Source organism: Pseudomonas sp. A34-9, assembly GCF_029543085.1.
In the GTDB taxonomy this organism is placed as follows: domain Bacteria; phylum Pseudomonadota; class Gammaproteobacteria; order Pseudomonadales; family Pseudomonadaceae; genus Aquipseudomonas.
On the sequence record NZ_CP119967.1, the window covers coordinates 2,888,195 to 2,905,249 of the forward strand.

At 63.7% G+C, this 17,055-nt stretch carries 4 protein-coding genes; all 4 read left to right on the forward strand.

All coding sequences use genetic code 11. The features are described 5' to 3' along the window. Positions 1-122 precede the first annotated feature (122 nt). Positions 123-1,529, forward strand: a complete 1,407-nt coding sequence (gene gspE, locus P3G59_RS12950) for a type II secretion system ATPase GspE (RefSeq protein WP_277761855.1) — start codon at positions 123-125, stop codon at positions 1,527-1,529. Beyond that, positions 1,529-2,740 (forward strand): type II secretion system inner membrane protein GspF, encoded by a 1,212-nt coding sequence (gene gspF, locus P3G59_RS12955; protein WP_277761856.1) that lies wholly within the window; start codon positions 1,529-1,531, stop codon positions 2,738-2,740. The genes gspE and gspF overlap by 1 nt, the downstream gene beginning before the upstream one ends. Positions 2,741-3,209: 469 nt before the next feature. Then, positions 3,210-4,319, forward strand: a complete 1,110-nt coding sequence (locus P3G59_RS12960) for a substrate-binding domain-containing protein (protein ID WP_123530943.1) — start codon at positions 3,210-3,212, stop codon at positions 4,317-4,319. Between the two features lie 190 nt (positions 4,320-4,509). Beyond that, positions 4,510-17,022: a filamentous haemagglutinin family protein gene (locus tag P3G59_RS12965; RefSeq protein WP_277761857.1), complete on the forward strand. Its 12,513-nt coding sequence runs from the start codon at positions 4,510-4,512 to the stop codon at positions 17,020-17,022. The last annotated feature ends 33 nt before the right edge of the window (positions 17,023-17,055 follow it).

Below are 17,055 nucleotides of genomic sequence, written 5' to 3' on the forward strand. Positions count from 1 at the left end.
GCAAACGGACCTGTAGGAGCTGCCGAAGGCTGCGATCTGTTGATCTCGCTCTTCAGCGGCATGGAAAAAAGCAAAAGATCGCAGCCTGCGGCGGCTCCTACAGGGATCGGGGAGGGCATTAGATGAGTGTGTTGCCTTACGCCTGGGCCAAGGCGCAGCGGATTTTGTTGTGCGATGGCGTGTTGACCGTGTGCCCGTCGACGCCGGGCTGGTCGATCAGTGAAGCGCGACGGCAGTTCGGCGCGACCACGATTCAGCGCGTGCGCGACGATGAGCTAGATGGTTTGCTGGCCGCGGCTTATGCCGACACCGGCAGCGCGGCGGCGGTGGTTGGCGCCGCAGAAAACGAAGTCGATCTCGACCGCCTGATGCAGGACATGCCGGAAATCACCGACCTGCTCGACACCCAGGACGGCGCGCCGGTGATCCGCATGATCAACGCCTTGCTCACCCAAGCCGCGCGCGACGAGGCCAGCGACATTCACATCGAACCCTTCGAAACCCATTCGGTGGTGCGCTATCGCGTCGACGGCACGCTGCGTGACGTGGTCTCACCGCGCAAGGCGTTGCACGGCGCGCTGGTGTCGCGGATCAAGATCATGGCGCAGCTCGACATCGCTGAAAAACGCCTGCCGCAGGACGGTCGCATCGCTTTGCGCGTGGCCGGGCGGCCGATTGATATTCGTGTTTCAACGGTGCCGACCGGGCATGGCGAACGGGTGGTGATGCGCCTGCTCGACAAACAGGCCGGGCGCCTGCATCTGGAAACCCTCGGCATGGACGCGCAGGTGTTGGCCAAACTCGATCACCTGATCCGCCAGCCCCACGGCATCGTGCTGGTCACCGGCCCTACTGGCAGCGGCAAGACCACCAGTCTCTACGCGGCACTGGCGCGGCTCGATGCGAGTACCAGCAACATCCTCACCGTGGAAGACCCGGTGGAATACGACCTGCCGGGCATCAGCCAGATTCAGGTCAACGCCAAGATCGACATGACCTTTGCCCTGGCACTGCGGGCGATTCTGCGCCAGGACCCGGACATCATCATGATCGGCGAGATCCGCGATCTGGAAACCGCACAAATCGCCGTGCAGGCGTCGCTGACCGGTCACCTGGTGCTGGCGACGTTGCACACCAACGACGCGGTGTCGGCGGTAAACCGCTTGATCGACATGGGCGTCGAGCCGTTTCTGCTGGCCTCGTCGATGCTCGGCGTGCTCGCGCAACGGTTGGTGCGACGCCTGTGCAAGGAATGCAAACAGGAGGACCCGGCGGCACCGGGTACGTGGCGCCCGGTCGGTTGCCCGGCATGTAATCAAACCGGTTATAGCGGCCGCACCGGCATTCACGAATTGTTCTGCATCGACGACGACATCCGCACCCTGATTCACCAAGGGGCAGGGGAGCAGGCTTTGCGCGCATCGGCCGCGAAAGCCGGCATGTTCAGCCTGCGTGAGGACGGTGAGCGCTGGATCCGCAGCGGCGCCACCGCCCCCGAAGAAATCCTTCGTGTGACACGGGACGCCTGATGAATCGCTATCGTTTTGAAGCCGCCAACGCGACCGGCAAGATCGAATCCGGGTACCTTGAGGCGGACAGTCAGGGCGCTGCTTTCAGTGTTTTACGCGGGCGCGGGTTGACCGCGTTGTCGGTGCACAAGGAAAGCAATGTCGCCAGCCATGGCGGCGGCGGATTGTTCAGCGCCAAACTCTCGGACAACGATCTGGCCTGGGCCACCCGACAACTGGCGAGCCTGCTCGGCGCCAGTCTGCCGCTGGAGGCCGCATTGAGCGCGACCGTCGAACAGGCCGAGAAAAAGCACATCGCCCACACCCTCAGTGCCGTACGCGCCGATGTGCGCAGCGGTATGCGTCTGGCGGAATCGCTGGCGGCGCGGCCACGGGATTTTCCGGAGATTTATCGCGCGCTGATTGCGGCGGGGGAAGAGTCCGGGGATCTGGCGCAGGTGATGGAACGTCTCGCCGACTACATCGAGGAGCGCAACAACCTGCGCGGCAAGATTCTTACCGCGTTTATCTATCCGGGCGTGGTTGGGTTGGTCTCGATCGGTATCGTGATTTTTCTGCTCAGTTACGTGGTGCCGCAGGTGGTGAGTGCGTTTTCCCAAGCGCGGCAGGATTTGCCGGGGCTGACCTTGGCGATGCTCAACGCGAGTGATTTCATCCGCAGTTGGGGCTGGCTCTGCGCCGGGATCATGGCCGGCGCGTTTTGGAGCTGGCGCCTGTATTTACGTAATCCGGCGGCGCGGTTGAGTTGGCATCATCGGGTGCTGAAGCTGCCGCTTTTCGGGCGTTTTATTCTCGGGCTGAACACCGCACGTTTTGCCTCGACGCTGGCGATTCTTGGCGGCGCCGGGGTGCCGTTATTAAGAGCACTGGAAGCTGCGCGGCAGACCTTGTCCAATGACCGCTTGAGTTTGAGCGTCACTGAGGCCACGGCCAAGGTGCGTGAAGGTGTGAACCTGGCGGCAGCGCTGCGCGTGGAAAACGTCTTCCCGCCGGTGCTGATTCACTTGATCGCCAGTGGCGAAAAAACCGGGTCGTTACCACCGATGCTTGAGCGAGCGGCGCAAACCCTGTCCCGCGATATCGAACGGCGGGCGATGGGCATGACCGCGCTGCTGGAGCCGCTGATGATTGTGGTGATGGGCGGGGTGGTGCTGGTGATTGTGATGGCAGTGTTGTTGCCGATCATTGAGATCAATCAGCTGGTCCAGTAGTGGTGTGTCTGAAATATTGATGGTGTCTGGGCTGGCCCCTTCGCGAGCAGGCTCGCTCCCACAGGGGAATGCATTTCAAATGTGGGAGCGAGCCTGCTCGCGAAGGGGCCAGTCAGGGCAACAAATAATCAATCTTTTTTCCACGACTTCAGCATCACCCGACCCTCGATTCCGCCATCCTCGGGTTCTCCTTTCTGTCATCTGCAACCACCCGCCAACGCCTCCAGCCCGATTCAACCAAACCCGCGATCCAGACGCTGCGCAGCATCCTCCAAACACCCGAGAAAATCCCTTCAGAAACAGCCCGCACCTCCCGAGGTTTTTTCCTTTATCTGTCACCGGAAACTGCGAATTTCTCAGTGCGACTTAACCAAGGCCAACGCTAGCGAGGGCCAGTTGAGTCCTCCCTGTGTCATGCAAGCCATCCGAAACCCTGTGTTCCCAAAACCAGTTGAAAAGGAGATTCTTCATGTTCAAGCGCACTCTGATCGCAGCTTCCCTGACCGTCGCTGCCCTGGCTTCCGCCCAGGCCATGGCTGCCAACGTAACCGGTGGTGGCGCGACTCTGCCTGCCGCTCTGTACAAAGGCTCTAGCAACAGCATCCTGCCAGCCAACTTCAGCTACGTCGGTACCGGTAGCGGCACCGGCAAGACTGCGTTCCTGACCAACAACTCGGCGCTGTTCAGCACCACCGGTTCGGTTCACTTCGCCGGTAGCGACTCGATCCTCAGCGCTTCGGAAATCAGCACCTACAACGCCAACTTCGGCGCTTCGTACGGCCCGCTGATCCAGCTGCCATCGGTGGCCACTTCGGTTGCCATTCCTTACAAAAAATCCGGTCAGACCGCTCTGAACCTGACCAGCGCTCAGCTGTGCGATGCCTTCTCCGGCGCCAAAACCACCTGGGGCGATCTGCTGGGCACTGCCGACACCACGCCGATCCGCGTTGTTTATCGCAACGTTTCCAGCGGTACTTCGGAAATCCTGACCCGTCACTTGAACTCGATCTGCCCGACCAAATTCGCCACCAACTCCACCTTCACCAGCGCTCGTCTGCCAGCCGGTTCGACCCTGCCTTCGAACTGGGTAGGCGTTGCCGGTACTGCTGACGTGGCCACTCAGGTCAACGCTGTTGACGGCTCCATCGGTTACGTCGGTCCGGACGGTGTGAACGCCGCCAGCAACGCAGTGGTTGCTCGCGTCAACGGCGTACAGCCAACCACCGCCAACGTTTCGCTGGCACTGGGTTCGGCTGCTCTGCCAACCACCCCTTCGAACCCTTCGCAGTGGGTACCGGTCGTTCCTAACCCAGCCAGCGGTTACCCGATCGTGGCTTACACCAACTTCATCTTCGGCCAGTGCTACAAGGACGCAACCGTGGCTGCTGATGTCAAAGCCTTCCTGACCACCCACTACAGCAACCCGGGCAACAACGCTGCCACCATCGCCCACAGCTTCACTCCGGTTCCAACCAACTGGAAAGCGGCTGTGACTGCCAACTTTGTCACCAACACCTCGGGCAACAACCTGGACATCAACAACGCCAGCGTCTGCAACGCTGTCGGTCGTCCTTTGTAAGCCTCGCTTCACGGCAATGAAATGGCAGCAGCCTTCGGGCTGCTGCCATTTTTTTTGGCCGATCTACTCCTCATTCATGAAGTTTGTGTGACATCCGTTCGGTCGCGGCCTTCGCCAACCGCCTATGTCGTAACAGCAGGGGCAAGCCGACCTGCGGCCTCGTGTGGCAAACAAAAAGGATCTCGTAGTGATGCTCGCTCGCCCATCCCGTCGCAGTACCCGTGTTCAGCCTCGGCAGCGCATGGCCGCCGATCCGGCGTTGTGGTTGCTCAAGCCCCTGGCGCAGGCGATTGCCTTGTGCCTGGTGGCGGGCAGTGCCGAGGCGGCGACCGCATTCAGTTCGGGATGGTTTGCCGCCAAGGGGGCGGCGCAACAGGCCGCCGCAGCACGCCCGAGCGTGGGCGGATTACCGGGGATGACGCCACCGCTGGCGCAGCAGCAAAAAGCCAGCCAGCAGTTGCAGCGCTCGATTCAGACTCTGAACAACACCGTAGCTGCGATTGCGGCGCAACAGGCAGCGCAGGCGGCCGGTCGTGCGGCGGCACTGGGCACGGTGCAGTTTGTGCCTGACGGTCTGGGTGAGGGCGGCCTGAAGGTCGACAACAGCCTCACGCAAGGTTGGCAGAACGCCAAAGGCCCGCAGCAGACTCAGGCCGACGGCAAGACTGCGGTGAAGATCGAGCAGACCGCCGACAAGGCGATTCTCAACTGGGAGACCTTCAACGTCGGGCGCAACACCACGGTCGAGTTCGCCCAGCAGTCAAACTGGGCGGTGCTCAACCGGGTCAACGACCCGAGCGCGCGGGCCAGCCAGATTCAGGGCCAGATCAAGGGTGACGGCACGGTGATGCTGATCAACCGCAACGGCATCGTGTTCAGCGGCACCAGCCAAGTCAACGTGCGCAACCTGGTGGCCGCAGCCGCCAACATCACTGATATCCAGTTCCGCGACCGGGGCCTGTATTTCGACAGCACCGGCAGCCAGCCGACGTTCACCGACGCGGCCGGCAAAGTGCTGGTGGAACGCGGTGCGTCCATCGAGACGGCGCGGCCGACCAAATCAACGGATGCCGGCGGCTATGCCTTGCTGCTCGGCAGCGAAGTGCAGAACGACGGCAGCATCAACACCGCCAAGGGCCAAACCGTGCTCGGCGCAGGCGATCGCTTTTACATTCGCAAAGGCTCGGGCACTGAAGGCAACGCCTTTTCCACGACGTTTGGTAACGAAGTCACGCCGGTCTTCAAGACTGGCAGCGCTGCCGGCAAGGTCAGCAACAACGGTCTGATTCAGGCCGCAACCGGCGACATCACCCTGACCGGCCACGAGGTCGAGCAAAGCGGCGTGTTGCTGGCCAGCACTTCGGTCGCGACTCGGGGCACGATCCACTTGCTCAATCCGGCCACCGATAACCAGGGCAGCGTGACGCTGGGGCAGGGCAGCGCGACGGCGATCCTGCTCGACAGCAGCGACCTGACCGCCCTCGACAGTCAGCGTCAGGCCGCCCTGACCGGGGTTACCCCGAACAACAGGATTCGCGGCGATCAGTCGCGTATCGACATCCAGAGCGGCGGCAGCGTCGAGTTCCAGAACGGCTCGATCACCCTGGCCACTGGCGGCCAGGTAGCGGTGGCGGCGCAGCGTCGCAGCCTGGTGCGTGACGGCGCGATGATCGATGTGTCTGGAGCCATCGGCGTGAAAGTCGCGATGGAATCCAACAGCATCAAGATCAACGTCCAGGGCAACGAGCAGCGCGATGCCTCGGTCAACCGCGATAAAGGTGCGCTCAACAGCAATGATGTGTGGGTCGATGTGCGCGAACTGGTCTACGTCCCGGCCGGCACCAACGGCTACGCCACGGATCGCTGGTACACGGCGGGCGGTCTGCTGGAGGTCGGCGGCTATCTCGGCACCCAGGGCCACAGCATCGGCGAGTGGATGGCCCAGGGCGGCATGGTGAATTTTGCCGGCAATGATGTGGTGACCGAAAAAGGTTCGCTGATCAACCTGTCCGGCGGCACGCTGGATGTACAAAGCGGCGAGATTCGCCAGAGCTGGCTGCGCGGTGCCGACGGGCGTCTGTATGAAATCTCCAGGGCCCCGGGAGATCTGCTCTACACCGGGCTGTACAAGGGCTATGAAGACAGCAGTCAGCGCTGGGGCCAGACGAGTTATTACTACAACCCGTTGATTGCGCCGTCCAAGCGTCAGGAATCGGGTTACACCGTGGGTCGCGATGCCGGGCAACTGGTGATCGGCACCCGCAACGCCGTGCTGGAAGGCCAGTTGCTTGGCGAGGTTTACCAGGGCGAACGCCAGACCCAGGCACCGCGTGCGGTACTCGATGGCTATGCGCAGAGTCAGACGGCGCTGGCGCGGCGCGGGCAGTTGATTGTCGGCAGTTACGACCCGGCGTACGTGGCGGCTTCCGGTGGCTTGCTCTATGGGCTCAATCCGCTGCTCGATCAGGTGCAGATCGGCGGTAAACGGCCGGTTGACGGCAATGATCGGGATCTGACCGCTGCGGTGTCCGATGCGCGCAGCGGCAAGCTGTTTCTTGATGCCGGGCAACTCAGCGACTGGCAACTGGGCGCGCTGAAAGTCGCGGCCAGAGAACAGATCGATGTGCAAGGTGCCGTCACCGTCGACAATGGCGGCGACATCACCCTTTACGGGCCGGACGTGCAGGTCAACGCCGACCTGACCGCGCGCGGTGGCAGCCTGCACCTGGGCAACGTGCTCAATCAGCTCAACACTGATCGCCTGACCGACACCCGGCTCGTCGCACCGACCGGCAAGGCCACCCGCGTGAGTGTGGCCGAAGGGGCGCAACTGGACACGCGCGGTCTGTGGAGCAACCTGCGGACCAACCCGGATGATGCCGCGAGCCTGGCGTATCTGGACGGTGGCGTGGTGTCGATCCGCAGTAGCGGTGATATCGAAATCGGTGCCGACAGTCTGCTGGACGTGTCTTCCGGCGGCGCGATTCTGGCCAATGGCAAGACTCGCGGTGGCAAAGGCGGTGATGTGACGCTGGAGTCCAGCGCCTTGTCTGCGCCGGGTGACAGCCACCTGACCCTGGACGGCCAACTGCGCGGTTACGGTGTGTCCGGCGGCGGTCGACTGCTGATTCAGGCGGGCGACATCCTCATCGGCCAGTCCGATAAACCCCTTGCCGACAACACGCTGCAACTGCAGCCGGATCTGTTCGACAAGGGTTTCTCTGCCTACAGCCTTATCGGCCTCAATCGTCTCGACGTTGCGGACAACACCCGCGTTGACGTGTTGATGCCGGTCTACCGTTTTGGTGACGCGGCAGCCAATCTGGTCAGTGGTACCGCGCCGCAGCAGGCGATGGAATTGTGGACGCCCACGCTCTATCAGGAAAACCCGCTCAAGGCGCAACTGACCCAGCGTGGCGGCGCCAGCCTGACTTTGCAGGCCGGTTCCAGCGAGATCGCTTTAGTCGATCCGACTCGTAACACCCTGACCCTTGGGCAGGGCTCGCGCATCAGTGTCGATCCGGGGCAGCGCATCAATCTGCGCAGCGCCGGTCAGCTCACGGTCGATGGCGAGTTGAATGCGTGGGGCGGCACGATCGATATCCGTCAGCAGCAGTTCGGCTCGATCAATGTCGCCGACTCCTCGCAAACGGCAGACAAGCACACTCACAACCGTTCGATCTGGATCGGCGAGCACGCGGTGCTGGATGTGGCCGGTCGTGTGGCCACCGGCATCGATGCGCTGGGAAGGGTGTATGGCCAGGTCGGCAAGGGCGGCTCGATCATCATCGGCGGCGAAAGCGATGCGAAGAAAGCCACGGCCACGTCGGCCGACGCCTATGTGATCGTGCGAAACGGTGCGCGCCTGGAGGCCTCCGGCGCACAAGCGATGCTGGATATCGCCGGACAGGGACCGACGCTGGTTGCCACGGATGGCGGGCGAATTTCGCTGAGTTCCTACAATGGCCTGTTCATCGAAGGTGACCTGCGTGCTGCGGCCGGTGGTGCGGGCGCGGCGGGCGGGAGACTGGACATTGCGCTGGAAACCCCGAGCTATCTGCGCAGCGATGCGAGCAACGACGTTCGCGTGCCGCGCGAAATCGTCATCGGCCAGGATGCCGGCCCGTCGCTGTTGCCGGCCGGCCTGCAAGCGGGGGAAGCCGCGCCTGAGTTGCAATACGGTCGTGCCCGTCTGGGCGCCGATCAGATGATGTCCGGCGGGTTCGACAACCTGAGCGTGCTGAGCAACGGTCTGCTGTCGTTCGACGGCAACGTCGATCTGCACATGAATCAAAGCCTGAGCCTGTATGCCGGGGCCTTGTCGCTGGCCGACGGCTCGCAAGAGAGCGCACGGATCAATCTGTCCGCGCCTTACGTGCGCCTGTCGGGGACGGGCAAATATTTCGATGCCCCCGGCAATATCCGGCCACGGGTGATGAACAATCCGACCACCGCCGTGGCGCTGGCACAGTTCACCGCCACGGCAGACCTGCTGGATCTGGGCAACAGTCTGTCGTTCGGCACGGCCGGGTCAATCGTGCAACTGGGCGGCCCGGCGCTGGAGGTCGGGCGGCGTGGCTTTGAACAGGTCACGCTCGACAGCCGAGGCGATCTGCGCTTTCTGGCACCCACCGGCAACGTCGAGAAAACCGAACTCTGGACACCGGGCGACCTGAACCTGCGTGCTGCGCAGATCTACCCCGCCAGTGATGTCACCGCCGAGGTGCGCGCCGGCTATCAGAGTGTCCAGCGTGACGCCAATCCTGAGCGGACCCTGCGAATCAGCAGTTCCGGGGCCGCGCCTGCCGCGGTGCCTTACTCGGTCTTCGGCAACCTGACGCTGGCGGCCGCCCATATCGAGCAGGGCGGGGTGATCCGTGCGCCTCTGGGCATGATCAATCTGGGCGACAACCTGGTCCTCAATACCCAGACATTGCATCTGTTGCCTGGCAGCATCACCTCGGCCAGCGCCGCCGGGCTGGTCATGCCTTATGGCGGCACCACCGACGGCATCGACTATCGCTACGACGGCAAGTCCGTGCTGCTTCGAGGGATCACCGCCGAAACCGCCGGCGTGACGCTCACCTCGCAGTACGTCGATGTGCAAGGTGGCGCGTTGATCGACCTGTCGGGCGGCGGTGATTTGCGCGGTGCCGGATTCGTTTCCGGGCGTGGCGGTTCCACCGATGCCCGCTACAACCCGCTGGTGCGCAATGCCAGTGAAGGCACCTTCAGCCTGCCGGGCCTGGCCAGCAACCCGGTATACGCCATCGTGCCGGGGAATCAGAGTGCTTATGCGCCGATGCTCGCCGAGGCGGGGGCGGTCGATCCGCGCATCGGCCAGCAGATCACCATCGGGGCCGGCGTGCCGGGGCTGGCGGCGGGCACCTATACGCTGCTGCCTTCGACGTTTGCGCTGTTGCCGGGTGCCTTCCGGGTCGAGGTCAATGGTCAGGCGGCAGCGGGTGCAACCAACGCTGCGCTGCCACTGCGAAATGGTTCGTGGACCAGCTCGGGACAGATGTCGATTGCCAATACCGGCCTGCGTGACAGCCTGGCGAGCCAGGTCATCCTGACATCCGCCGACGTGCTGCGCCGTTACTCGCAGTACAACGAGACCTCTTTCAGTCAGTTCATCCAGAGCGATGCGACACGCCGGGGCGTGCCTCGGGCATTGGCGCCCATGGACGGCAAATCCCTCAGACTGAATCTGTCCCGGGGCGCCGCACCGGGTAACGCGCTGGACTTCAATGGTCAGGCGCTGTTCCAGCCGGCCACGGGCGGTGTCGTCGGGACGGCCGTGGTGCAGGGCGCGGCGAACTTCGAAATTCTCGGCGCGGGGCATTCGAGCATTGAAGGTTTCGCAGGTGTGTCGCTGTATGCCGACAGCCTCAATTCGCTCGGCGCCGGCCGCTTGACCATCGGCGCGCAACCGACGATCGATTACAACACCTCGGGCAACATCATCGCGTTCAGCGGTGATACCGCAACGATCACCCTGCGTGAGGGCGCCGTGTTGTCGGCACCCGAAGTGCTGCTGCGCACCACCCGGACCGATGGTGGTATCACCCTCGAAGCCGGCTCGGGTATCAACACCTTGGGGCGTGGCAATGCACCTTATGATTCCAGCACCGGCTTCATCTACAAACCCGGTGCGGCAGGGCTGCTGGTGGTGTCGAACGGGTGGACCAATGTGCTGGCGCCAGAAGTGTCGGTCAGGACATCCGGCGCGGGTAACATTCTCATTGGCCGTTGCCCGACAACAACGTGCAACAACCCGACGCTGCTCTATTCCAACGGCAGCATTACCGCTGCCACCGACAAGCAATTCGAACTCGACGAAGCGGTACGCTTCGGCACCCGTCATCTGACGCTGGCCGTGGGCTCGGTGAATGCCGGCAGTGCCGAGGCCTTGAGCGCCGCCGGCAGCCGGGTGCCGACCGGTCTGACCCTGAACCAGAATGTCTTGAATCGCCTGTTGCGGGGCGATACACAGTTCGGCGCGCCGGCGCTGGAAACCCTGAGCCTGACCAGCCGCGATGCGTTCAATTTCTACGGCAGTGTCAGCCTCGATACGCTGGATCCGCAGACCGCTGTCAGCAAGCTGCAAAACCTGATCCTCAGCACCCCGGCCATTTACGGCCTGGGTGAAAGCGGCGACGTGGCGTCCATTCGCACCGCCAATCTGATCTGGAACGGTGCGACTCAGGATCCGGGTTCGGTGGTCACGGGCGGCGCCGGCACCGGTCGCGGTTCGCTTGATATTCAGGCGCAACGGATCGAGTTCGGTTACGGCGCCAATCCGCAGGCCAGTGGTCTGGACCAGAACAAGCGGCTGGTGCTGGGCTTTGCCGATGTCAATCTCAGCGCCAGCGAACGCATCACCGCCAACCACAAGGGCAGCCTGGCGGTGTATCAGGCGCAGGGCGCTTTCGATCCGGTCAACGGTTATGCCTACAGCGGCGGCAATCTCACGCTGCGTACGCCATTGCTGACGGGAGAGGCGGGCTCGGTCAACCTGCTCAAGGCCGGTAATGACCTGACCCTGACGGGGGCCGGCACAGCGGCTGCCGCCAATGCGCTGGGGGCGGAATTGACCCTCGATGCGCGCAATGTCTTGCTGGACAGTCGCATCGCCCTGGCCAGCGGCAAGCTGGTGGTCAAGTCCGAGGATGATCTGACCCTCGCCGGTGGCGCGTATCTGGACATGGCGGGGCGCACATTGCCGTTCAACGATGTGAACAAGTACAGCTGGGGCGGTGATGTGGCGCTGTACAGCCGCGACGGCAATATCCGCCAGGTGGCGGGTTCGCGAATCGATCTGTCGGCGCAGAACCATCAGGCCGGTAACCTGAGCGCCGTCGCGCTGGCCGCCGATGCCGGCATGGTCGATCTGCAGGGCGATATCCTCGGTGCCAGCAGCGGCTATTACGATGCCGGCGGCACGCTGGTGCCGTACAGGGCCGGTGGCGTGGATATCCGCGCGCGGCACCTGAATGGCGATCCGAGCCAGCAGTTCGCGGCCCTCAATCAGCGCTTGAACGCAGGGCAGGTCTTTGGTAGCCGCAGCTTGCAGCTCAAGCAAGGCGATCTGTTGATCGGCGACGGGCTCAAGGCTGGCGAGGTCAATGTTTCGGTAGACAACGGCCGGCTGACGGTGGCTGGCCTCATCGATGCCAGCGGCGAGCGAGTCGGCAGTATTCGCCTGTCGGCGCAAAACGGTCTGACCTTGGCAGGCAGTGCGGTGCTTGACGCCCATGGTCGTGTGCTGCGGGTCGACAGCTACGGCAAAATAATCGACGCCCCGAACCGGGCAATCGTCGAACTCGACTCCGGCCAAGGCGTGCTGACCCTCGGCAGCGGTGCGCGCATCGATTTGCGCCATGGCACCGATGCCGTTCGCGGCGTTCTGCCGGGGCAGTCCGACGGGTTGCTGCGCGGCACGCTGGAACTGAACGCGCCACGCCTGGGAGCGGGTGACATTGCCATCGATGCCGGCGGTGCCCTGAGCATTCAGGGCGCGCGCTCGATTGGCCTCAACGCCACGCGCCGCTATACCGATGCCAGCGACGGTACGGATCCGGCGGCCAGCGGACGTCCGTATCAGGTGATCGATCAGGCGTATCTCGATCGCATCCACGGCGACAGCACGGCGTTCATCGACGCGGCGCTGGCCAACAGCAACTTGCTGAATAACAAACTGGCCGGTTTGAACAACGCCACTTATGCCGACGCCTTCCATCTGCGGCCTGGGGTCGAGATCGCCAGCAAAACCGCCGACGGTGATCTGGTGGTGCAGAGTGATGTGGACCTGTCCGGTTACCGCTATGCCAGTCTGAATCCGCACACGCAGAAGACTTCGGTCTACGGCTCGGGCGAGGCGGGTAACCTGGTGATCCGTGCGGGCGGCAACCTCGATATCCACGGCAGCCTCAACGACGGTTTCGCACCGCCGCCGGAGACCGTGGACGATGCCGGCTGGAAATTACTGCCGGGGATTCAGCCGTTCGGCGGCGATCTGATCGTGCCGGGCGCGGGCGTTACGCTCGCGGACGGTACGCTGTTCCCGGTCGGCGCCACATTGAACTACGACCTCCCGTTGCAAGCGACGACGCTGGCCAGCGGCACGCTGCTGCCGACCGAGGCAACGCTGGCGGCGCCTTACACCTTCGGCGCCGGCACGGTGCTCGCCGGCTCGGTTCGCGATGCTTCGGGCAACGTGCTGTATGCCGCTGGCACGCTGCTCGCCGACAGCGTGACCTTGCCGGCGGGCAGTCGGTTGGGAGCGGGTATCCGTTTGAACAACGCAACGGCGCTGCAAGCTCTGCGCTGGCCCAAAGGCGTGCCGTTGCCGGGCAGCGCCGAGGCCGGTGACAACGGGATCAAGGGCGTGCGCCTGAGCGGTTCGCTGGCCCTGTTGCGCGGCTCGCTGATTCCATCGATGACCAATGTCGTGCTGGCGGACGGTACGGCGTTCATCGAGTTGCGGCCATTGACCGGCACGACCCAGGGGCGCAATTGGGCGGTCGCCAGCATGTTGCCGGCCGGCAGCGCGTCATGGTCGATGCGCGTGGTGGCGGGGGCCGATCTGGACGCCGCGGACAACCGGGCGATCAAACCGGTGTCCAGCGATGGCAATCTGCGCCTGGCCGACACCCATTACGGTCTGACCGTGACAGAAAAACCACCGACCCTGGTCTGGGGCGAGGGCAACCTGGGCGGCTTCACGCCGGGCGACCCCGTCCCCGAGGATCAAATGATGTGGTGCGACTGGGCGCCGAACTCCTGTGTGCCGGCGCCGCGTTGGGTCTGGGCACCGGACAACTGGATGGGCATGCCGCCTGGCTCGCCGATGACCGACGATGATGTACTCGCCTGGTGTGGTGCATTCCCGGAACTGTGCGTGGAAAACAAACCGGGTACCACGGTAAAGACCCACACACAGATGTTCAGCGTGCTGCGGACCGGCACCGGCGATCTGGACGTGCTCGCCGCCGGCGACCTGAGCATGGATTCGCCGTACGGCGTGTATACCGCCGGCACTCAGTCGCAAGGCATCGACCCGCGCTTCAATCAGCCTCGCGGAAAACTGTCGGACAACGGCTCGGTGCTGGGCAGTGCCGGCGGCGACTACGAAAAATGGGTCAGAGGCGGCGATAGCCTGTATCAGGCCTGGTACCCGCAAATGGGCGGCAACCTGACTATCAATGCCGGCGGTTCGATTTCGGGCGATGTACTGGGGCGTCGCGGCTTGTCGCAAAACATGGACACCCGTGAGCAGGTTCCGAGTGTGGCCGTGGGCAACTGGCTCTGGCGTCAGGGCACCGGCAACAGTGATGTGCCGACCGCGTGGTGGATCAACTTCGGTAGCTATGCGACGCAACCGTTGCCGGATCAAAGTGTTGATACCGGCCCGTACCTGGTCGGTTTCACCGGTTTCGGCACCTTGGGCGGCGGCAATATCAGCCTGCGCGCGGGGGGCGATGCCGGCATGCTCAAGGCGATGGGAGACGCTAACAAAACCAACCTTTATCCGCGCGGGCAGGGGCTGGTCGTGGCGGTCGGCAGCACCGGGCGGGTGGGCAGCGACGGCAGCCTGCAATTGACCGGTGGCGGCGACATGGACATCCGCATTGGCGGATCGGTGAACCCGTCATTGCAGGCCCGGGCCGGAGAGAGTGGCATCGGTGTCGCACAACACGACCTGCAAGGCGCGTTGATCAACCTGCGCGGTGCTGCGCGACTGGCCGGCGGCGCGCTGGGCGGGATCAATCTGCAATATGGCGCCGCAGCCTCGACACAGGATCCTCGCGAAGTGCGCCCGTTCGACCCGTTCACGTCCACCATGGGCAGCGCCTCCGGTGGGCTGGTGCTGATTCCGGGGGATTCGGGGATGAGCCTCAGCACGCGCGGCGATCTGGTGTTGGGCGGGGCGGCGGACCCGGGTCGGGTGCGGCTGCAGAACTCCACGCCGTTCACCACTGACGATGGTGTCGTCCATGAGGGGGGCGGCTTGACGGGCTTCTCGTTGTGGACCGATCACACCGCCATCGACCTGTTTTCGGCGGGAGGCAACCTGACACCGAGTACTCAACTGGGTGAAGTCACAGGTCAAGGCCCTGTCACCGGCCGTAATACGTCGCCTACCGACGGACGCTTCGTCTACCCGTCGATTCTGCGGGCGGTGGCAGCGCAAGGTTCGATTTATGCCGGACCATCAGCGGTCTACAGCCAGGGCAGTGGAACGGTGCCGGCAACCGGTTATTCGCTGCTGCTGGCACCTTCCAGCACCGGGCAACTGGAGTTGTTGGCGCAGGACTCGATCTACGCGGGCGGCTATGCGATCAATCAGTCGGGCGCCAGTCCGCTGGCCATCGCCACACCGTTCGCGCCGGCCTTTAACGGGTACGGCAACAACACGTCGGCCACGCCGATCATGAGCAATCGCAACAGCGACGGGGTTTTGCCGGACAAAAACCTGCGCTATCCGTTATTCGCTTTCGGCGCCAACAGCTACTCGGGCTTGAGCGGCGTCCAGACACCGGCGCGGTTCTATGCCTTGACCGGCGATCTGGTGGGCGTTCGCAGCGGTGAAACGCTGACGTTCAGCCTTTCGAAACGCACCTGGTACGAAGCAGCAGGCCCTGTCTGGATGCTGGCGGGGCGCGATATCGTGGCGTCCGGTACTTTCCTGGGCAACCCAGCGACCGTGCCGAGTGCCGAGATGGGCATAACGCCAACAGAAAGCATCACCTCGACCGGCAACCTGTTCGTGCATGACGACCCCAGGGACGTTTCGCGGGTATCGGCAGGGCGGGACATCCTCTACAGCAGCTTTGACATCGCGGGCCCCGGCGTCCTGGATATCAATGCCGGTCGCAACATCCTGATGGAAAACCGCGCCAGCATCACCAGCCTCGGCTCGCTGGTGGCAGGCGATAAACAACCGGGCGCCAGCGTGGTATTGCAGGCCGGTGTGGGCGCGCAGGGGCCGGATTACTCGCGGTTCATCGCCCGCTACCTGGACCCGCAGAATCTCGCCGACCCGAATGCGTCACTCAACGGTCAGCCGGGCAAAGTGGTCAAGACCTACCTCAACGAGCTGCAGAGCTGGCTGACCTTGGGCTACGGCTTCAGTGGCAACGCCGAACAGGCGCAAGCGTTCTACGCCGCACTGCCGAGTGCCGAACAAGCGATCTTCGCCCGTCAGGTGTACTTCGCCGAACTGCGTGCCGGTGGCCTGGAATACAACGATACCGACGGCCCACGCAAAGGCAGTTACCTGCGCGGTCGCAATGCCATTGCCACGCTGTTCCCGAGCACCGATGTGGCCGGCAACCCGATACGTTACGACGGCGACATCACGCTGTACGGCGGCGCCGGGGTCAAGACGCTGTTTGGCGGCGACATCCAGATGCTCACACCGGGCGGCGGCCAAGTGTTCGGCATCGAAGGCGCGGCACCGCCATCCACGGCGGGGATCATCACTCAGGGTTCGGGCAACATTCAGCTCTATTCGCAGGGCAGCATTCTGCTGGGGCAGAGCCGGATCATGACCACGTTTGGCGGCTCGATTCTCGGCTGGTCGGCCGAGGGCGACATCAACGCCGGTCGCGGCTCGAAAACCACCGTGGTCTACACCCCGCCGAAACGCGTTTACGACACCTGGGGCAACGTCACCCTGTCGCCATCGGTGCCGAGCACCGGTGCCGGTATCGCCACGCTCAACCCGATCGCCGAAGTGGCACCGGGCGACATCGACCTGATCGCACCGCTGGGCACGATTGATGCGGGCGAGGCGGGGATCCGCGTGTCGGGTAACGTCAACGTCGCCGCGCTGACCGTGGTCAACGCCGCGAACATTTCGGTGCAGGGCAAGGCGACCGGTGTGCCGGTGGTGTCGGCGGTGAATACTGGCGCGATCACTTCGGCCAGTTCCGCCGCGTCGTCGGCCACGCAAGCGGCGGAAGACGTCGCGCGTCAGCAGCAGGCAGCGTCGCGCCAGAATCAGGCGTCGGTGTTCACCGTGCAGGTGCTGAGCTTCGGCAACGAACAACTCGCGCCGTCCCGCGATGGCGCCAGCCGTGCACCGGCCCCGGGTTACAACCCGAACAGTCCGGTGCAGGTGTTGGGCGCCGGGGCGCTGGATGAACAGGCGAAACAGCAGTTGACCGAGGAGGAACGTGGGCAACTGACGTTGTAAAAGACTCTCGTGTAGTACGTTTGGGCGGTCATT

Bases quoted from the DNA above. Each gene is read 5' to 3' on its own strand.
- gspE (WP_277761855.1), top strand. From the start codon at position 123: ATGAGTGTGTTGCCTTACGCCTGGGCCAAGGCGCAGCGGATTTTGTTG.
- gspF (WP_277761856.1), top strand. From the start codon at position 1,529: ATGAATCGCTATCGTTTTGAAGCCGCCAACGCGACCGGCAAGATCGAA.
- P3G59_RS12960 (WP_123530943.1), top strand. From the start codon at position 3,210: ATGTTCAAGCGCACTCTGATCGCAGCTTCCCTGACCGTCGCTGCCCTG.
- P3G59_RS12965 (WP_277761857.1), top strand. From the start codon at position 4,510: ATGCTCGCTCGCCCATCCCGTCGCAGTACCCGTGTTCAGCCTCGGCAG.